General features: G+C 42.2%; 13 protein-coding genes and 3 rRNA genes. 9 read left to right on the forward strand and 7 right to left on the reverse strand.

Annotated features, from left to right (window positions below; all coding sequences use genetic code 11):
• Positions 1-39 precede the first annotated feature (39 nt).
• Entirely contained in the window at positions 40-1,221 is a 1,182-nt protein-coding gene (locus ACYCSE_RS17600; protein ID WP_459699074.1) for a TolB-like translocation protein, read from the forward strand.
• A gap of 139 nt (positions 1,222-1,360) precedes the next feature.
• On the opposite strand, the gene ACYCSE_RS17605 is transcribed toward ACYCSE_RS17600, so the two are convergent.
• From ACYCSE_RS17605 to ACYCSE_RS17620, 4 genes are all read right to left on the reverse strand, one after another.
• Complete coding sequence (locus tag ACYCSE_RS17605; RefSeq protein WP_452566518.1) at positions 1,361-2,803, reverse strand: SpoVR family protein; 1,443 nt, start codon at positions 2,801-2,803, stop codon at positions 1,361-1,363.
• A complete protein-coding gene (yhbH, locus tag ACYCSE_RS17610; protein WP_459699076.1) occupies positions 2,800-3,966 on the reverse strand; it encodes a sporulation protein YhbH in 1,167 nt (388 codons plus the stop codon). The genes ACYCSE_RS17605 and yhbH overlap by 4 nt, the downstream gene beginning before the upstream one ends.
• Positions 3,967-4,325: 359 nt before the next feature.
• On the reverse strand, positions 4,326-4,649 hold the full coding sequence (locus ACYCSE_RS17615; protein ID WP_039269810.1) for an AzlD domain-containing protein: 324 nt from the start codon (positions 4,647-4,649) through the stop codon (positions 4,326-4,328).
• Entirely contained in the window at positions 4,646-5,371 is a 726-nt protein-coding gene (locus ACYCSE_RS17620) for an AzlC family ABC transporter permease (RefSeq protein WP_459699079.1), read from the reverse strand. Before ACYCSE_RS17620 ends, ACYCSE_RS17615 begins: the two co-directional genes overlap by 4 nt.
• A 389-nt stretch (positions 5,372-5,760) precedes the next feature.
• Here ACYCSE_RS17620 and ACYCSE_RS17625 point away from each other — a divergent pair, with 389 nt between their 5' ends.
• Positions 5,761-6,090, forward strand: a complete 330-nt coding sequence (locus ACYCSE_RS17625; protein ID WP_459699081.1) for a hypothetical protein — start codon at positions 5,761-5,763, stop codon at positions 6,088-6,090.
• 313 nt (positions 6,091-6,403) lie between these two features.
• On the opposite strand, the gene ACYCSE_RS17630 is transcribed toward ACYCSE_RS17625, so the two are convergent.
• Positions 6,404-6,817: a hypothetical protein gene (locus ACYCSE_RS17630; RefSeq protein WP_250261929.1), complete on the reverse strand. Its 414-nt coding sequence runs from the start codon at positions 6,815-6,817 to the stop codon at positions 6,404-6,406.
• 928 nt (positions 6,818-7,745) lie between these two features.
• Between ACYCSE_RS17630 and ACYCSE_RS17635 the strand changes: the two genes are divergently transcribed.
• From ACYCSE_RS17635 to ACYCSE_RS17665, 7 genes are all read left to right on the forward strand, one after another.
• A 16S ribosomal RNA gene (locus ACYCSE_RS17635) occupies positions 7,746-9,301 on the forward strand.
• Positions 9,302-9,662: 361 nt separating this feature from the next.
• Positions 9,663-12,589: ribosomal RNA gene (locus ACYCSE_RS17640) — 23S ribosomal RNA — on the forward strand.
• A 147-nt stretch (positions 12,590-12,736) separates the two neighbouring features.
• Positions 12,737-12,853, forward strand: a 5S ribosomal RNA gene (gene rrf, locus ACYCSE_RS17645).
• Together the 16S, 23S and 5S rRNA genes form the textbook arrangement of a ribosomal RNA operon.
• A 2,287-nt stretch (positions 12,854-15,140) precedes the next feature.
• Positions 15,141-15,458 carry a thioredoxin gene (gene trxA, locus ACYCSE_RS17650; RefSeq protein ID WP_250267898.1) on the forward strand — a complete coding sequence of 106 codons (318 nt, stop codon included), beginning with the start codon at positions 15,141-15,143 and terminating at the stop codon, positions 15,456-15,458.
• A gap of 244 nt (positions 15,459-15,702) precedes the next feature.
• Positions 15,703-16,368 (forward strand): ArsR/SmtB family transcription factor, encoded by a 666-nt coding sequence (locus ACYCSE_RS17655; protein WP_459699084.1) that lies wholly within the window; start codon positions 15,703-15,705, stop codon positions 16,366-16,368.
• A 587-nt stretch (positions 16,369-16,955) separates the two neighbouring features.
• The gene (locus ACYCSE_RS17660) at positions 16,956-17,285 is read left to right on the forward strand and encodes a thioredoxin family protein (RefSeq protein ID WP_459699087.1); all 330 of its coding nucleotides are present in this window, start codon (positions 16,956-16,958) and stop codon (positions 17,283-17,285) included.
• Positions 17,286-17,726: 441 nt separating this feature from the next.
• On the forward strand, positions 17,727-18,689 hold the full coding sequence (locus ACYCSE_RS17665) for a zinc-binding dehydrogenase (RefSeq protein WP_459699090.1): 963 nt from the start codon (positions 17,727-17,729) through the stop codon (positions 18,687-18,689).
• 128 nt (positions 18,690-18,817) lie between these two features.
• Here the strand turns inward: ACYCSE_RS17665 and ACYCSE_RS17670 are convergent, their stop codons facing one another.
• Both ACYCSE_RS17670 and ACYCSE_RS17675 read right to left on the reverse strand, forming a co-directional pair.
• The gene (locus tag ACYCSE_RS17670; protein WP_459699092.1) at positions 18,818-19,786 is read right to left on the reverse strand and encodes a LacI family DNA-binding transcriptional regulator; all 969 of its coding nucleotides are present in this window, start codon (positions 19,784-19,786) and stop codon (positions 18,818-18,820) included.
• 149 nt (positions 19,787-19,935) lie between these two features.
• A complete protein-coding gene (locus ACYCSE_RS17675; RefSeq protein ID WP_023988726.1) occupies positions 19,936-20,604 on the reverse strand; it encodes an ArsR/SmtB family transcription factor in 669 nt (222 codons plus the stop codon).
• Between the last annotated feature and the right edge of the window lie 414 nt (positions 20,605-21,018).

Below are 21,018 nucleotides of genomic sequence, written 5' to 3' on the forward strand. Positions count from 1 at the left end.
ATTAAACTGGGGGTATCGTTAACAAGGAGGCCGTTGTACATGATAAAGAAAAACATAGACAGCTATAGGCATAAAAACGGCTTCTCTCATCGCGAAGATTCCCGCACAAGGTTTCTCAGACAGAAAGCCACGCGGGTGCTCATGACCGGCTTGATCGTGGGGGGATTGCTCAGCGGTTGCGGCATGAAGAACGCAGGAGAGACAAATTCTGCATCCGGTATGAAGCCGGGCCAACAGCTTACTGTGATTGACACAGATACAGCCCAGAAGCAAGTAACGGACGAGCTGGTGGTATCGTCTATCGACAGGCTGGGGGATGTCTACGCGAGGTCTTGGCTGAGCGACGAAGAGCTGATTGTCGAGCGTAAAACCCAGCTGTGGATTCATAATGTAGAGACAAACAAGGAGCGGATTTTAACACCAGGTCGTAAGGCTCCACAGTTACTTGCTGTGGTATCACCGGATCAGCGCCATGTCTTTTTTACTGAAGGTAGCACCAGCAGCAAATATGATATCCAGGGTTACATTTTGGAACTAAGCAGTGGTAGGATTACATCGATTGGCAAGCTGGATATGACTAACGAAGTGAGCTGGAGCGATGAGAATGATCTCATTACGGGCACACCGGATGGTAAAATCCAGCTGATTGGTCTGGACGGCAAAGCTGAAGAATTGAGTTTTCAAGATCCGAATCGCTCTGAATTGATGTCTCATGTCGAAAAAGTGGGTAACGCCATATTTTATACAGGCAGTGATAAACAAGGGTATCCGGTGCTGAATCGGTTCACCCTCAATCATCCTCAGGCTGTGACCATTGCAGAGGGTGCCATGTCCTTTGCCGTGTCGCCTGACGGTAAGTCTATTGCCATTGAAAAGCGGAAATGGAATACATCCGAACCAGCCCGTATGATCATTTTGGATGAACAGGGCAAAGAGAAAGGAATCGTCGGTCAAGGTACTTTAATGAGTCGTGGAAGCTGGTCCAGTGACGGGTCCAAGCTTGCTTTTTCCATTTATGATGAGGATCAGCAAGGCATGAGAGGGCTGTATGTGTTTGACCAGTCCACGGGTAAAACCACTCCGGTTACGACCGATATCCAATCCTATGACAGCCCAACGGTATGGAGCCCATCCGCCCGGTTTTTATCCATGTATCAGAACATTTCGGAAGGTGGAAAACAGCTCAATCAAAGCTACATCGTCGAATTTAGGAGGAAGTAGTTTCTGGAAAAATATGTCCATCCAGTCCGTAAGAAATGGTGATTGCTTAGAGCTGTTATTAAGTAAGTAGTAAAAAGGCGCATATCCGTTTTTTCGGAATGCACCTTTTTAAATTAGGATGGCTATTGATTTTATATATCTATACAAACTTGCGATGATGTTTTTTACCGTCATATGAGAATAAGGCGAGCTTACCCTCAATCAATGTTTCCAAATGAACGGTGCGCCCCCACAGCTGATATACATACGGAAGTGTGCGCTCCATATATTTTAAATCCAGCTCAATGCCTTCGTACTGGTGCTTGAGCTTCAACTCGCCCGTATGCAGGTAATCTCCATCCTCGACGACGATATAAGGGGAGCCTCCATTCACACGTGAAAACACAAGCTGATCCCGTATGTTTTCCCAAGATTTATCAGTAATTTTCCAATCGGGTCCCCGTTTCTCAAACACGTACAGATCCAAATCCTCTGTCAGTTTCTTGGTCATGTAATTGCGTATAAAAGAGGTGTCCGAGTCGAATTCTCGCACCTCGAACATTTTAGCTCGACCCTCGCCTGGTTTGCGTCCTTGTCGCTCTTGTTCCTCACGGGTTGGGTTATCCCATCGTTTTTCAATATCCTCAAATATTTTCAGCCCCAAATAGTACGGGTTTAGGCTTTGCTTGGAAGGCTGTACGACAGAAGCGTTCAGCATCGCAAATTCAACGGTTTCCTCCCCGGTCAAATCCAGTTCCCTTACAATCCGCTGGTGCCAATAGGAGGCCCAGCCTTCATTCATGATTTTGGTCTCCATTTGGGGCCAGAAATACAGCATTTCGTCCCGTAGCATCGTCATAATATCCCGCTGCCAGTCCTCCAGCACCTCCGAGAATTCCTGAATAAACCAGACGATATCTTTTTCAGGTTCCGGTGGGAACTTGCGTACCTTGATGCCCTCGGTCTCGGCGGGATCATGCTGCTTCACTGTGTCCAGTGACCACAGATCATCGTAAGGCCCAGGGGGACGGTGGCGTTTTCCAGGTTCTTTCTGCTCCCGAATTTTGAGCTCCATGTAGCGCTGCTTATCCAGATGCCTTGGTTTGATGATCTGTGGGTCCACATGCTCTTGTATCGCCAGTACAGAGTCAATGAAGGATTCCACAGCCTTTGAACCGTATTCCATTTCATAGCTGTTGATTCGATCTGCTGTGGCCGACATACTCTCCACCATATTGCGATTAGAAGCTGAAAAGCGGGCGTTGTGTTTGAAAAAATCACAGTGTGCCAGTACATGGGCGACAATCAGTTTATTCTGCACCAAAGAATTTCCCTCCAGCAGGAAGGCATAGCAGGGATTGGAGTTAATGACCAGCTCATAGATTTTGCTCAATCCAAAATCGTACTGCATTTTCATCTTGTGAAACGTTTTTCCAAAACTCCAGTGGCTGAAGCGCGTGGGCATACCATAGGCTCCGAACGTGTATACAATATCCGCCGGACAAATCTCATACCGCATCGGGTAGTAGTCGAGCCCGAATCCATCTGCAATCTCCATAATTTCTGATATCGCATATTCCAGCTCCTTCTGGTCGGTGCTCATCCCACCGTTCCCCCTTCCCGTTTGCGAAAAAAGGTACGTAAGGCTTGGTATACCTCACCTTTTTCCTTGATGACATAGTACATAAACTGATCCTTTTTAATATTCTTGTAGGCTGACATCAGCGTGCTGCTGCGATTATATTGATTCACTTCTCCATAGCCGAACATATTGCTTCGCTTTATAAGTTCCTCGATTAGCTTCACACACCGCTCATTGTCCGAGGTCAGGTTATCGCCATCCGAGAAATGGAAGGGATATATATTGTAGCTGGAAGGAGGATATCGTTTGTCGATAATCTCTAGTGCTTTCAGATAAGCCGAAGAGCAGATCGTGCCGCCACTTTCTCCGCGGGTAAAAAATTCTTCCTCCGTAACCTCTTTAGCCTCGGTATGATGCGCGAGAAATACAATTTCCACCTTTTCATACTGACGGCGCAAAAAGCGGGTCATCCAGAAAAAGAAGCTGCGAGCGCAATATTTTTCAAAAGAGCCCATCGAGCCTGATGTGTCCATCATGGCTATAATCACCGCGTTGGATTTAGGAATAGTTTTCTCTTCCCATGTTTTGTAGCGAAGATCGTCCGGACTAATATGATGAATGCCCGGTTTCCCCTCACGGGCGTTGCGGCGCAGATTTTCGAGAATGGTTCGTTTCTTGTCAATGTTCGCTTGCATGCCTTTTTTACGTATATCATTGAACACGATAGATTCAACCTCAATTTGATCCTTATCTTTTTGCTGTAAATTCGGTAATTCCATTTCCTCGAACAGCATATCTTCCAGTTCTTCTATGCTGACTTCCGTTTCCATAATATCATGTCCCGGCTGGTCGCCGGCTTTCTCACCTTTACCAGGCTTCTGGGAGGCAGGATCACGTCCGATGACATCCCCCACCTGACTATCTCCATCCCCTTGGCCTACATGTTTTTGCTTTTGATAGTTATAAATGAAGCGATATTCATCCAGACTGCGAATCGGCACTTTAATAATCTGTTGACCGTCCGACATAATAATATTTTCTTCCGTTATCAGATCGGGTAGATTTTGCTTAATGACATCTTTGACCTTCTGCTGATGACGTTGCTGGTCCTGGTACCCTTTGCGATGCAGCGACCAATCTTCGCGGGATACGACGAATGAATATGGCTGGCGTGGTTCCGGCATTATTAGGCACCCCCCAAGTGGATACACGGCACAGTTTGGCCTTGTTGGTTATTAAGTATATTCACGGGGATGAACGATATGTGATGGAACTCGATTTAAATTCTGCCCGTTTGCTTTTATAATGAAAGTAAAAAATGTAAAAAAAGAATGGAGAACCTTGGGTTAATATTGATTGATTGTGCTTGAAGATATGCTTACTGGTAGTAGAGGTATGCGTCAGATGCGTCAATTTACGGATTGCCACATTCTTCGAGAACGTGGTTTTGAGGAAGGAGATCTGTCGTCCTCGTTAGTAAGGACGACAGGTGGATCATAAGAAATGGCAGGTGCCCTCCTATTGTAGGAGGGCATTTTTATCTTCACCATAATAGTCGAACTACAGCCATACTCACAATACCGACAACGACGGTAGCCAGCAGGTTTTTGCTCCACAAGGCGGTCACTAGCGTAGGAAAGACAGCCATAAGCACTTGCCCATTAAGAGTGACTGAGGATTCGGTTCGGACGAGTAAATTCTCCATCACGAGGGCCGTGAATATGCAGATGGGAATATAGGAAAGCCATTGTAGCACTGGTTTGGGAAGCGCCAGCCTTTGCAGCACGACAAAGGGAATGATCCTTGGGATGGCTGTGACAATCATGGCACCGATAATGATATACAGGACATTGGGATTAATGCTCATTTGTCGGTTAACACTCCAATCGTTGCGGTGATCATGGTTGCTACAATGACGGCGATATGTGATGGCACCCACCAGGACAAAAGGTACATCAGAACAGCCATACATAGCACAAGCAGCAGACGATGCTTGAGTTTGGAGGTCTGGACACTTTGGAGCTGGGAAATAAGCAGGGCAAGGAACATCGCAGGCAAGGCAAAGTCCAGACCTAAAGCCTCCGGCCGGGAAATCCAGTTCCCGAGAACCCCTCCCGCCACACAGGATGCAATCCAAGCGAGATAAGCTGTAATATTAAGCCCGTTCATCCAGCGGTCACTGACCTGCCCGCCTTTAGCCAATTTATCCGACGCTACTCCAAAGGATTCGTCCGTCAAAAGAGCGCCGATGCCTATGTTTTTCCACAATGAATATTTAGAAAAGTAAGGAGCCAGCGACGCACTTAACAGCAGATGACGAGCATTCACAATGAATGTCGTTAAAATAATGACGGATGGAGGACTGGCTGCAGCCAGCATCGAGCACATAATAAACTGAGAGGCTCCGGCGTACACAAGCGCTGACATGAAGGCAATTTCCATGGTGCTAACCCCTGATGAGGCACCCACAATGCCTGCCGCGAACCCAATACATACATAACCAAGCAATGTAGGAATACAATCTTTAACCCCATGTAAAAAGCTGAGTGAATCGGGCTTCGTTCCGCTCAACTCCGAAGCTATGTACATTTTAACCTTACCCCCAGTGTATAAATTTTATAATAGTATATAACGTAAGTTGTAAAGTATCAATATATTATACGTTTGTACGTTATATTGAATAATGTCTATAGCGAACACACAGGGAGAATGTCCGTTGTAATTAGTTTTGTCATTATATAGAATATGTTTTGTCATTGAACTTGAATTAGATGTCAGTGCCTGCGACCTTGATGGTTCAGGCATTTTTTACTTTCAGTTATTTATTTTCTTGATTAACGCTAACTTTTTTCGGCAACAATGGCTTATAAGAATGCAATTAAAACTTGATAATAAAATGTCATTTTAGAGGTGATAGCAGTGAACTGGGTCGGTAAAAGATCATGGTTACATGAGGATGAACTTTATTCAAGAGTCAAATGCCAGAATTAATAAATTGGTATATCCAAAGGAAAGAAGAAGTAACCCAAATAAATAAAATTGAAACAGAACGTATAAGACTTGAGAATGCAATAACAGCCATATGTAAATTATATAAAGAAGGGGTTTCAATATCGCATCAAAGAATTACTGAAGAAACCGGTATAGAAAGAAAATATTATAGAGTACATTCTCTTACAACTATTATGAATTCAATAATTTATGATCTTTATAATTCAAAAATAACAGTGTATGAGCTCGAAGTGCTTTTGCAACAGAATAAAAGTGTTGAGGATTGGAAATCAATTTTTATTAAGCATTTAGCCTAATATCTAATTGAGCTAAAGCAACTTTGTCAATGTTTCGATATCGTTTAAGATTTACTTTAAACTATAATAATGTTTTCTTTAGGCATTAACTTTTATTATCAATTTTTAAAAAACTATGAGCAATTATTTTCTTAAGTGGCTTTTTTTAAATTATGAATTAATTGAAAGATATTGTACTTTATCAAACTGTATGCGTGGAAGTAACCAGTAATCATCTTCCTTTGATGCAGTAGCTGAAATATATAGATCAAACTCATTTCTTGATTTCTCGTCATATATATTATTACTTTTCTTTAAACATAAGCATGGAACATCAATTGAAAATCGATAAATCTTTTTTGATCGTACCTTCCTCACATTTTTGTAGTAAAAACGACCGATAAGCTCTTTCTAACCAAATAAATTCCGAGGATTGAACAAAAAACTCAAATTTTTTTAATCTAGGGTAAAAATTTCTGCTGCCTTTGTTTCTTGAAATAAAATCATTTAAAACAAAATAAAAGTTGTATGGGAAGTTTTTGTACATCCAATAAACATTTGCATAAGCAAGTGCCTCATCATAACCATTTTTGCGATGATTACTTTGATTATAAAAAGCTATAATAACACCTTCCTTCATTCCTATAAAATGCTTAGCACCAATTAACAAGTGAAAACTTCCATACGCCAATTTAAGATATTCAGAGAAACTATCAATATTCGGCAGAATTAAATTTTGGTTTAGCAATGCTTCATACATTCTTTTCTGAGATTCAAGAAGCAACGCATTTTGGCATATCTCAAAATTTGCATTCTCTAATTTGGAATTACAAGCTTCACATTCATTTCTTATAAAATTGCTATGAGTAATAGGTGAAGAGCAAGTCGCGCAACAATCTTGCAATCTAGTTTTATGTATTAAACATAAATGTAAAGGGTGAATTCCCCAATGCAAACGATGATAGTGCTTTAAACTAATACAGACCGGACAGTATTTAATTTTATTTTTCAGTAATACTTTATTAAACCAATCACTGGTAATTAATCTGAGTCTCCAAGCATAAGTGTGCTTGTAATAAGGATAATTCTGTGTATTTGTTCTAATTGATAGGTTTTCAATTGCTGAAAGAGGAAAGTCACTGTTTACAGCCTGAGTATAGGATAAACCTAATCAAACATATCAACGAAAAGACTACAGAACTTGGTTACCATGTAAATAAACTAGCCTTGTCTAACGCTTCCGATGGAGAGTTGGGCTATTCTTACGAAGTCTGGTCCCAGCGTCTTTTAGCTCAGAACGTTCGTAAATACGCTTTGACTGAAGGTTATGAATGTTTCTCCCCGTCGAAACGCCGCGCTGTGAAGCCTCAAAGATTCATGGTACATATACGGTATATAATGAAGAAAAAAATTCAAAAGTATATGAGGAGTACAGTAATAGAATTGATTTTGATAAGTCACTTACTAATTTGTATAATTTACATGTAGTAATCAGGAAACCTAAATGATATATTATTTATCCGGCCCAAGAAAAGCCAAATGAAAATTTGATCTTTGAAAACTGAACAACGAGTGAGTAAATTGATTTTGTTCGCAAAATCAAACAAGAGATATTTTATCTCGTCAGTTTCAAAATGAGCTTATCGCTCTTTCTATAAATCAACTTCGGTTGGTCTTTAATGGAGAGTTTGATCCTGGCTCAGGACGAACGCTGGCGGCGTGCCTAATACATGCAAGTCGAGCGGGGTTGTGTAGAAGCTTGCTTCTACACAACCTAGCGGCGGACGGGTGAGTAACACGTAGGCAACCTGCCCACAAGACAGGGATAACTACCGGAAACGGTAGCTAATACCCGATATATCGTTTTCCTGCATGGGAGAAGGAGGAAAGACGGAGCAATCTGTCACTTGTGGATGGGCCTGCGGCGCATTAGCTAGTTGGTGGGGTAAAGGCCTACCAAGGCGACGATGCGTAGCCGACCTGAGAGGGTGATCGGCCACACTGGGACTGAGACACGGCCCAGACTCCTACGGGAGGCAGCAGTAGGGAATCTTCCGCAATGGGCGAAAGCCTGACGGAGCAACGCCGCGTGAGTGATGAAGGTTTTCGGATCGTAAAGCTCTGTTGCCAGGGAAGAACGTCTTGTAGAGTAACTGCTACAAGAGTGACGGTACCTGAGAAGAAAGCCCCGGCTAACTACGTGCCAGCAGCCGCGGTAATACGTAGGGGGCAAGCGTTGTCCGGAATTATTGGGCGTAAAGCGCGCGCAGGCGGCTCTTTAAGTCTGGTGTTTAATCCCGAGGCTCAACTTCGGGTCGCACTGGAAACTGGGGAGCTTGAGTGCAGAAGAGGAGAGTGGAATTCCACGTGTAGCGGTGAAATGCGTAGAGATGTGGAGGAACACCAGTGGCGAAGGCGACTCTCTGGGCTGTAACTGACGCTGAGGCGCGAAAGCGTGGGGAGCAAACAGGATTAGATACCCTGGTAGTCCACGCCGTAAACGATGAATGCTAGGTGTTAGGGGTTTCGATACCCTTGGTGCCGAAGTTAACACATTAAGCATTCCGCCTGGGGAGTACGGTCGCAAGACTGAAACTCAAAGGAATTGACGGGGACCCGCACAAGCAGTGGAGTATGTGGTTTAATTCGAAGCAACGCGAAGAACCTTACCAGGTCTTGACATCCCTCTGACCGGTCTAGAGATAGACCTTTCCTTCGGGACAGAGGAGACAGGTGGTGCATGGTTGTCGTCAGCTCGTGTCGTGAGATGTTGGGTTAAGTCCCGCAACGAGCGCAACCCTTATGCTTAGTTGCCAGCAGGTCAAGCTGGGCACTCTAAGCAGACTGCCGGTGACAAACCGGAGGAAGGTGGGGATGACGTCAAATCATCATGCCCCTTATGACCTGGGCTACACACGTACTACAATGGCCGGTACAACGGGAAGCGAAATCGCGAGGTGGAGCCAATCCTAGAAAAGCCGGTCTCAGTTCGGATTGTAGGCTGCAACTCGCCTACATGAAGTCGGAATTGCTAGTAATCGCGGATCAGCATGCCGCGGTGAATACGTTCCCGGGTCTTGTACACACCGCCCGTCACACCACGAGAGTTTACAACACCCGAAGTCGGTGGGGTAACCCGCAAGGGAGCCAGCCGCCGAAGGTGGGGTAGATGATTGGGGTGAAGTCGTAACAAGGTAGCCGTATCGGAAGGTGCGGCTGGATCACCTCCTTTCTATGGAGAATCGTTTCCGGAGAGCGGAAACATTCAAATATGAAGCATTAGCTTCAAACTTACTCACTCGTTGCTCAGTTTTGAGAGTTCAAGCTCTCAAAAAGGTATATCAATTTCCAACACTTACTTGTAGTCAGGTCAGTAGCAATGAGATATACTATTCATCCGGCCTTAAAAACCGGTAAAACGTGCACCTTGAAAACTGGATACCGAAACGAAATTGCGTTTTAGAATATTCCTTTAAGCTGATCTTGTGTAAACAAGTAAAATAAAGGTAGCAGGTAAGGAAAGATCTTTTGCCTTTGGCAAAAATCATTCTTTATCGAACATCGACATTTTCTTTCTTCGAAAGAAAAGTCTAGGTTAAGCTACAAAGAGCACACGGAGGATGCCTAGGCGCCAGGAGCCGACGAAGGACGTGGCGAACAACGATAAGGCCTCGGGGAGCTGTAAGCAAGCTTTGATCCGGGGATGTCCGAATGGGGAAACCCGGCTGTCTTCATCGACAGTCACTTTCTGCTGAATACATAGGCAGAATAGAGGCAGACCAGGGGAACTGAAACATCTAAGTACCCTGAGGAAGAGAAAACAATAGTGATTCCGTCAGTAGCGGCGAGCGAACGCGGATTAGCCCAAACCAAGGAGCTTGCTCCTTGGGGTTGTGGGACGTCTCACATGGAGTTACAAAGGAACCGGTTAGATGAAGAGGTCTGGAAAGGCCCGCCAGAGAAGGTAAAAGCCCTGTAGTTCAAAACTTGTTCTCTCCGAGACGGATCCCGAGTAGTGCGGGGCACGTGAAACCCCGTATGAATCCGGCAGGACCATCTGCCAAGGCTAAATACTCCCTGGCGACCGATAGTGAAGCAGTACCGTGAGGGAAAGGTGAAAAGCACCCCGGAAGGGGAGTGAAATAGATCCTGAAACCGTGTGCTTACAAGAAGTCAGAGCCCTATTGATGGGTGATGGCGTGCCTTTTGTAGAATGAACCGGCGAGTTACGTTCCCGTGCAAGGTTAAGGTGAAGAGCTGAAGCCGCAGCGAAAGCGAGTCTGAATAGGGCGAATGAGTACGTGGACGTAGACCCGAAACCGGGTGATCTACCCCTGTCCAGGGTGAAGGTGCGGTAACACGCACTGGAGGCCCGAACCCACGCATGTTGAAAAATGCGGGGATGAGGTGGGGGTAGCGGAGAAATTCCAATCGAACCCGGAGATAGCTGGTTCTCCCCGAAATAGCTTTAGGGCTAGCCTCGGAAAGAAGAATCGTGGAGGTAGAGCACTGATTGGGTGCGGGGCCCGCAAGGGTTACCAAGCTCAGTCAAACTCCGAATGCCATAGATTTAGTTCCGGGAGTCAGACAGTGAGTGCTAAGATCCATTGTCGAAAGGGAAACAGCCCAGACCATCAGCTAAGGTCCCCAAGTGTGTGTTAAGTGGGAAAGGATGTGGAGTTGCACAGACAACCAGGATGTTGGCTTAGAAGCAGCCATCATTGAAAGAGTGCGTAATAGCTCACTGGTCGAGTGACTCTGCGCCGAAAATGTAACGGGGCTAAACACACCACCGAAGCTATGGCTTGATGCTTGCATCAGGGGTAGGGGAGCGTTGAATGCGGGTTGAAGGTGTACCGTAAGGAGCGCTGGACTGCATTCAAGTGAGAATGCCGGTATGAGTAACGAAAAGATCTGTGAGAATCAGATCCGCCGAAAGCCTAAGGGTTCCTGAGGAAGGTTCGTCCGCTCAGGGTAAGTCGGGACCTAAGGCGAGGCCGATAGGCGTAGTCGAAGGACAACAGGTCGAAATTCCTGTACCACCGTAATCCGTTATGAGCGATGGGGTGACGCAGTAGGGTAGTGACGCGGACTGATGGATGTCCGTCTAAGCAGTGAGGCTGATGTGTAGGCAAATCCGCACATCGTAAGGCTGGGCTGTGATGGGGAGCGAAAATTGTAGTAGCGAAGGTCATGATCTCAGACTGCCAAGAAAAGCCTCTAGCCAGGAGAAGGTGCCCGTACCGCAAACCGACACAGGTAGGCGAGAAGAGAATTCTAAGGCGCGCGGAAGAACTCTCGTTAAGGAACTCGGCAAAATGACCCCGTAACTTCGGGAGAAGGGGTGCCTCGGTAGGGTGAATAGCCCGAGGGGGCCGCAGTGAAAAGGCCCAAGCGACTGTTTAGCAAAAACACAGGTCTGTGCGAAGCCGCAAGGCGAAGTATACGGGCTGACGCCTGCCCGGTGCTGGAAGGTTAAGGGGAGTGGTAAGCTCGCAAGAGCGAAGCTATGAACCGAAGCCCCAGTAAACGGCGGCCGTAACTATAACGGTCCTAAGGTAGCGAAATTCCTTGTCAGGTAAATTCTGACCCGCACGAATGGCGTAACGACTTGGGCGCTGTCTCAACGAGAGATCCGGTGAAATTTTAATACCTGTGAAGATGCAGGTTACCCGCGACAAGACGGAAAGACCCCATGGAGCTTTACTGCAGCTTGATATTGAATTTGGGTACGATCTGTACAGGATAGGTGGGAGCCGTAGAACTTTGAGCGCCAGCTTGAGAGGAGGCATCCTTGGGATACCACCCTGATCGTATCTAGGTTCTAACTTGGTACCGTAATCCGGTGCGAGGACAGTGTCAGGTGGGCAGTTTGACTGGGGCGGTCGCCTCCTAAAGAGTAACGGAGGCGCCCCAAGGTTCCCTCAGAATGGTTGGAAATCATTCGAAGAGTGCAAAGGCAGAAGGGAGCTTGACTGCGAGACCTACAAGTCGAGCAGGGACGAAAGTCGGGCTTAGTGATCCGGTGGTACCGCATGGAAGGGCCATCGCTCAACGGATAAAAGCTACCCTGGGGATAACAGGCTTATCTCCCCCAAGAGTCCACATCGACGGGGAGGTTTGGCACCTCGATGTCGGCTCATCGCATCCTGGGGCTGAAGTAGGTCCCAAGGGTTGGGCTGTTCGCCCATTAAAGCGGTACGCGAGCTGGGTTCAGAACGTCGTGAGACAGTTCGGTCCCTATCTGTCGTGGGCGTAGGAAATTTGAGAGGAGCTGTCCTTAGTACGAGAGGACCGGGATGGACGTACCGCTGGTGTACCAGTTGTTCCGCCAGGAGCACCGCTGGGTAGCTATGTACGGAAGGGATAAGCGCTGAAAGCATCTAAGCGTGAAGCCCCCCTCAAGATGAGATTTCCCAATTAGTAAGACCCCTTGAAGACGACGAGGTAGATAGGTTGGGGGTGGAAGTGCAGTAATGCATGGAGCTGACCAATACTAATCGGTCGAGGGCTTATCCTAAAGAATAAAACGCAAATAAGTTTCGGATCCAGTTTTCAGGGTGTAAGTTTTGTATTGTATAGGCTCAAGTGGCTTATATGAAACAAGCGAACACACAGCATTTGGCGATGCTGATTCCTGAAAAAGAATTTGCACAGCAAATTCATGTTTGGTGGCGATAGCGGAGGGGTTCCACACGTACCCATCCCGAACACGACCGTTAAGCCCTCCAGCGCCGATGGTACTTGGACCGCAGGGTCCTGGGAGAGTAGGACGTTGCCAAGCGTAATAAAAGAGCACAGCCTTACTGGCAGTGCTCTTTTTGTCTTTTTCGGAACCGAGTCGATATTAGAAAATGAAATTTAAGTTTAGTACTTTCTAAATATACAGTTATCTTAGCACTACTACTTCTGTATAGCATCCCAATGTCAATTAACTTCTAAGAGCCAACTGTTTATGTTTCGTTAGGAGAAATCGTTGGAGCAGGTGGTTCGAATTGGGGACTCTGGATTCTGATCAGAAGTGATAAAAAGATCGTTAGAGCGTTCCTCTTTGGAATTTTCATTTATTTGCAATAAAATCATAGATTACACTTCCAAGAAATACAGATATTAATGTTACCACCAACGTTAACGTTAGTATATGGTTACCGCTATTGGAGTGGCTTACCTGCCAAATAGGATAGCTTCTTGTAACTTGGCCAATCCTAATTCTGTCACTGTAATAATCCTAGTTCTTGAATCAATTGTACTTTGTACGACGTCAACGAAACTGCTTTTTTAAGATGTTCACATTCCGAGTAACCGTAGTTTGATTAAGAAGCATGGCTTCTCCTAATTCACTTATTGTAATGTCTTTTATTATTGAGGATGTTAACTGGCATAGAATATTGTGTGATTTTTAAGCAAGTACAAGACAGTAACTTATTATATACTGAATAACTACCCTTGTCGTTTTTCTAAGATTTGAACAAAAGCATGATTGCAGTAAAAGATATAGACGAGACAAATGGCCACTTAATTAAAGCATTTGATATTTTATAGTCGCAGCTGATAATGACGTTGTTTATTTCATTGTCCCTTTTAGAAAGCATTACTTTGTTTCTTTGTTTTGATAAAATCTCAATTAGTTGTATAGAAACAGTGGGTTTATCCTAGCTCATGTTATAATTTTCTCAAAATTCATGATATAAAAACAGCCTATTTTAGGCTGTTTTTGTCTCAATTGAAGTTATAACTCACAAGACTATTTATATCATCTAAATGAGACAGGCAATATCCCCGAAAACCCAGTGAAATCGGGAATTAAGGCTAAGTAAACACAAAATTATCTGTTAATGATTAATCTAAGTGTTCTTAGTTTATGGTGAAAAAGGATAGCCTATTTTTTATAACAAGAAGTGAGACAAACATTATTTGAAGGAAAAATCACCTTTGCTCGGCTAAAATTTTGTTATAACATTTTTAGCTACAGGACAATCAAATATCTAACCTAAATAGTCCCGTTAAAAAGGGGCTTTTTTACTTTATGTATAGCAGGTGAAATGACCGTTTCAAGAAAAAGGTTGCACTCATTCAAATCTCATCATTGCTATTTGGAGAATGCATCTTTGGTACTTAGGCTTTAATTTACCCGAGGTATTTAGATAATTAGCAGACCTGTTTATACATTGTAATTTTTAAGTTGGGACGAAACGATCTCATCAGTTTTTTTATTTTGTTGATTAATTTCCAAGAAATATTAGATTGAAATCATATGTCTATTTCCTTGTCTAAATGGGAATACTGATTCTAAAATAGAACGGAGGAGATTAAGATTAATTATAAAGATATATATAATTTACATATTCAGCTTCTTGATGTATATGAGAGGAATCAAACGTTTCGCCATCCTTATCAAAAGGATATTAATTTTTATAAACGACAGCTTAACTTTTTTTGTGAAAATATCGTACAAAAGATTTTCGTTTTAAACCAACTAATAAAGATTTATGAGAAGAATAGAGAGCCTCAAATTAATTGGTGCTCAGAGACTTATTATTCAAAACAACATGGAGATATTAAAAAAACAAATTGAGAGATGAAAAGACCAGCGAGTGGTTTCAGTTCATCGTAATTGAAACATAGATCTGCATTAAATAAACAGACAAGCCAAAGCTAAAATATTCGAGAAAAGCAAAACACAGATGAGTTCCAAGTTTGGGATTCGACTCTGTGATTTTTTTTCTTATTTCACGAGCAAAATAATGTTTGAATGAGAAGAAGGATTTTATTTAATCTTGGCAGTTATATGGAGTGGATTACTTGAGTTTAAAGGCGCACTCCCTAGTTAATCAAAATCTTAAATAAGTTGAATCTTTAGCCGGTGATCTAATTCAAATGATCTTCGGCTTTTTTGTTTAAAAGCAAATTAGACGTAGTTCAAACGGGGCAAATAATACAAGAAAAATACTGGTGCCGTATAAATGAACTTAACTTCATAGATATTAAAAAGTTGACTTAATTCGATTTCAAAAGTATAATTCAATTAATCGATTGAATAATTGATAAATTAATTAAGGGGGATTCTATTTATGGGAGCAGTATCTTTAACAAAACAGAATTTTGAATCGAACATTAACAGCGGAGTGACACTAGTTGATTTTTGGGCACCATGGTGTCCACCTTGTCAAGTGCAACTTCCGATCGTAAATGAGCTAGCTGATGATCTGGCTGGACAAGCAACAGTAGCCAAAGTCAACGTTGATGAAGAAATCGAATTGGCTCAACAATTTGGAGTTAGAAGTATTCCTACGCTACTCTTATTTAAAGATGGTAAATTGGCTGAGACAATGGTGGGGATTGAGCAAAAGCAGGCTCTTAGAGAAAAAATTCTAGGAATGCTTAATTAACAGAGTATTCAACAAATCCATTTTTGTAATAATCATTGAAATACATGTAAAGAGAACGACGGATTTGGATTTTTCTGAACCGTCGTTTTTTTCAATTTATTAAGTGAATTCTTAAAGCTAGAACCAAAATGAACGGAAAGTAAATGTTGGATTGCTATTTTATATTTGGACATACTAGTGAGTGATTCGCATGCAGGAAGGCATACCCGAAAATCTAAGGTATTGCAACAAAGAGGAGGTTCCAATGGAAAGTAGATGTCCTGAATCGGATATTAAAGAACGTTTATATCAGCAATTTGCTCGAATTGGGAAATGTTTATCCAGTGACAAAAGACTTGAGATTATGGATCTCTTATCAAACGGACCAAAATCTGTTGAAAGTTTGGCTACACAAACTGATATGAGTGTTGCGAATGTATCCCGTCACTTACAAATTTTGCTGGAAGCAAAATTGGTTAGATTTCAAAAAAAAGGTACTTTCGTTATATATAATATTAGTGATTTATCTGTAACTCATTTTTTGTCCTCTTTATGGAATTTGTGTGAGGACAGACTCTCTGACATAAAACAGATTAAAGATGAGTTGAAAAGGCAATATGTAGGTGTCCAAAGTATCACAAAAAATGACCTATTGGCAAAAATGAAGCAGGATAACATGGTTCTCATAGATCTTCGACCAGTTGAGGAGTATAAAACATCTCATATCCCAGGTGCTATATCTGTACCTTTAGAGCAGTTGGAAGAATACCTAAAAACATTAAATAAAGCTGATGTAGAACTTGCTGCATACTGTCGTGGCCCTTATTGTTCTCTTGCATCTCAAGCTGTTGATTATATTCAAAAACAGGGCTTTACGGCGTATCGAATAGAAGAAGGAGCCCGAGAGTGGAATGCTTACGATGGAGAATGAGGAATGAAATTTAAATAAAAGATGCAAGTGAAAAATATAGTGCTTTTAACATTTAAAGTTGGATTTAGAGAGTTGATAAAACTGAAATTTAATCATTAAATTCAACAGTTCTATTAATTTTAATGATTCGACTTAATATGAAAGAACGGAATAGATATAGGATAATTTACTGGCTAACTCAACATTTTCGCTTCCTTGCGGTGTAAGATGTTATCTTTATAATCAAACAAAATCAGGTGCCTGTTTATATTAAATGGATTGACATTAAGAGATAGTTCCGATTTTGAAAAATAGCATTTCAGGAATCCACAATGTCTTCCTAGGGCGATTGCCGTTTGTTTGGGGAAAAGATTTGTCTCCAAAAGATAGCGTAATTATATTGACCGATTAATATTTTAAAGGAAAAAAAGTGGCACGTATTTTACCAAAACAGGGATTTCATGATTTGTATTTATTAGTTATTAGTAGATCCAGTTTCTCAATTAATTGAATGGAGTCAGAAAAGTAAATTAGAACAAAACTGCATTGAATAATATTGGATCTGGAGCCATTCAGTTCCGAATAACATACAGTAAGGCGGGAGATTAATGATAAATGTCCAAGAAATAACTTCAGTGAATGAAATAGATACGTTTATCCAAAATAACCGATTAAGTATGCTATATGTATCTCAAGAGGATTGTAATGTATGTCATGCAATTTATCCCAAACTAAAAGAATTACTCAACAACTATCCAAAAATAAAACTTGCGCATATAGATGCTAGTAAGGTAGAGGCGGTTGCAGGCAAATTATTGATTTTTACAGTTCCCACGATCATCTTATTTTTTGATCAAAAGGAATATTTTCGTGAAGGACGGTTTGTTCAGTTTGAACAATTAGAAGCACGATTAGAACAGTTGTACAATGCGGTATAAATTCTAAGGTAATATCAACATGAAAATAAAACTATTTAATACGATGGAGAAAAGAATGAAGAACCCCGTGATTATTATTGGTGCTGGCTTAAGTGACCTGCGAGCACTGCTATATCCGAAGATCGTATTCCACTTCAAAATTTTCCGCATTACGGACCTATACCTGCATCTGGGGAATGGAAAAATAAATTGCCTTTGCTGGAACAGAAGCAAGTGCAGAATTTGGTGACATCTTGAAGGTGCACTTCAGTCAGCTGAACTAGTAGTCTCAAAAATCATCAATCAGATAACAAAAATACAAAACTTACAAGAAGTTGCAACGAATCTATTCATCCGTAATGAAAATAATACATTCAAATATACAATTAATTAATTGAATATTTGACCTGTTTAAACTATACTAATGGAGTACCACTATTTTAAAACTAAGGAGGTTTATTCATGAAGAAAATGAAAGCCATGCAAATTCCAGCTGCAGGAGAAAAAATGCAGTTAGTTGAGGTACCGGTTCCGCAGCCGGCAGAAGGGCAAGTATTGCTCCGCGTTGAAGCTTGCGGCGTATGTAATGGAGATTCAATGGCCATGGGCGGTGCGGCGTCAGCATATCCCCGCATTCCTGGACATGAAGTGATAGGAATCGTTGATGAGCTTGGATCAGGCTCGTCAAAATGGAAAATTGGAGAACGTGTCGGCATTGGATGGCATGGGGGACATAGCCATGTGACCGGATTAACAATGGACGGTGGATATGCTGAATACATGGTTGCTTATGAGGATAGTTTGTCCAGTATTCCAAATGAAATTTCGGCAATGGAAGCTGCTCCACTAATGTGTGCTGGAGAAACGACCTTTAGTGCCATCAAAAATAGTAAAGCTCGCCCTGGTGATCTAGTAGCGATTCAGGGGATTGGTGGACTGGGACATCTTGCCGTGCAGTTTGCAAGCAAAGCCGGATATCGCACCGTGGCTATTTCACGAGGAAATGATAAAGAAGCTCTCGTACGTGAACTTGGAGCCCATCACTACATTGATTCGGCCAAAGAAGATCCGGCTGAGGCATTACAAGCATTAGGCGGTGCTAAAGTCATCCTGGCAACTGCACCTAACGCGAAGGCCGTTTCCTCTCTGATCAACGGGTTGGGTCGAGACAGCGAGCTCATCATTGTGGCAACTTCCACTGATCCACTAGAATTGTCAGCGATGGACTTTTTGAAAGGATCTAACACGGTCAAAGGTACGTTAACAGGCGGAGCGGAAGAAATCCAAGCGACGATTAATTTCAGTGTGCTGACGGATATTCGCCCCATGATTGAGTCATATCCATTAGATCGTGCTAGCGAAGCATACGATAAAATGATGTCAGCATCGACTCGATTCCGTGCTGTCCTGAATATTTCTGAGTGATGATATAATTACATGGGTGGGTAGCCTACGACTCACGGGTTAATAGAACCACTTGTTCAATTTGGACAAGTGGTTCTATTAATGTACTGTAGAATTTACCATATGCCAGTAATACTAAAGATACTGCGTTATGTCGAACTTCGCTCAACTAACTTGTATGTTAAAGTGTTTAGCCTGTTTTTGGTGTTATTCAACTTATTTTTCAAAATAAGAAATGCATTCTCAGCTTGCTGGTCGATAGGATAGTCAATCGTTGTCAAATCGAGCAAGTGAGCCACCTCTGTATTATCGAAGCCCATAATCCCCAAATCTCCCGGAATGGAAAATCCCAATCGACGCAGGGCTGTCATAAGACCAGCTGCCACTTCATCATTGGCACAAAAAATAGCATCAGGTCGGTCTTCCTGCGATACCCACCATTTAGCAAGCTCCTCCCCATCACGAACTAAAGTTTTATCTTCGAAATGAGGAAATGGATACGCCATGAGATTGTGTTTCTTAACGAATTCTGTATGGGCACGAATGCGTTCCTTTGTATTCAGTCCTTTGGACATCGGATATATGCAAAGTATTTTTCGGTAACCTTTGGAATGAAGATATTCAAGACCTGTCGAATAGGCATGAAATTGATCCATAAAGACAGAAGGAAGATTCTCGTTTTGAAGACGTTGCCATATAACAATGGGGCCATACCGGGCATAGGATTCAATGACATCCCATTCATTGGACCGTATCAAACACACGATAGCATCTAATTGCTTCCGTTTTAGCATTTCCAGGGCAATAAGCTCCTTTTCAGGTTCTCCATTCGTGATAAAAAGAGTGACGATAAATCCGTTTTTCTCAGCAAAAAGAGTGAATGCACGAACAAAATTAATAATAATGGGACTAAAGGAGACCGTCATTATTCCAATCTGACGAGTTTTACCTTTTTTTAGAGAGATCGCATTAGCATTGGGGACATAATCAAGCTCCTCGATAATTTCTAAAACTTTTTGTCTGGTTAAATCACTTACGTAGCCATGTTTATTAATTACTCGTGATACAGTTGCTGTGGATACTCCCGCTAAGCGAGCAATTTCTTGAATATTCGCCACTTCTAACCACCTCTTAAGAGAAATCATATCATGTTTCCTAAGTTTGTCTTAACTAAAAAGGACTTCAGAGCCTAATAATATTGGCCTTGAAGTCTTTTAGTTAAGAATTGGAGAAATTAATTGTTATTCGTCTGTTCTTAGAAGTCAGCTTAATGTAACTGAAAATGTTCTTGCCACTCATTCAAGCCCTCTTCCATGCGAAAAGCCGTAAAGCCTTCAGATTGTAATTTCTGCGTCGCCAGAGCTGAGTAGACACACAGTGGACCTCTACAATATGCGATGATTTCTGTGTTTTTCGGTATCTCTCTTATTAGTGCATCTAATTCTTCCATCGGCACTGAAATTGCTCCCGCAATATGATCCATGTCATACTCTTCTTTAGGACGTAAATCCACCAAAATTATTGAATCATTATTAATCTTCTCCCTAACCTCATCCATCGTAAGCGTTTGAACGTCATCAAGATTGTTTAGGAAATCGTCTTTCATTCTACTAATGTCAGGAAGTTGTTTTTCACTGATTCGCCATAAAGAGGAAAGAAATTCGATGATTTCTGGATCAGCCAAAGAATAGATCACATATACTCCTTTCTTTGTGAATTTAACCAGTTTTGCATCGAGCAGAACTTGAAGGTGGCGAGATACATTCGCAATATTCATGTCTGTGCAGGTAGCTATTTTTTCTACGGTTCTAGAACCATTGGATAGCACATTTAAGATCTCAAGACGCTTATCACTGGATAAACATTTTCCGATTCTAGCCAATTGTTTATAGAGATCTTCCTTAAAGATTTTCGCAGAGTTCAGCATATCTTCCATTATTCTCAACCTCTATTCTTGTCGTATTATAAAACGGGAATCCCCAATTCCAATCATGCATAGGAGAAGCCTTAGAATACACCTTAAACTATAATCCATAACTGAAGAATCATAATGTGGAAATTATATACTCAAAAATTGACTTTACTCATGAAATCGGCTCTTGTTCATTCAATTGAATATTAAAATTTTAACATGAACAACCCGAGTGGAGTCAAGTCAAAAGGATATAACTTGATAAAATTTATAAGAATACCCTATTTAGAAAGTTAAAAAGAAAGCCTTAAATTCTGGTTTACTCCAACATACAACGCATATGAAACATAAACTCTCACAAAAAAAGTTGACACTGCCATTGCGCTCTGTCAGCTTTTTTCATTATGCAAAGATTAGTCAAACATCCGCCCCTAAATA

Source organism: Paenibacillus sp. SEL1 (assembly GCF_054602535.1).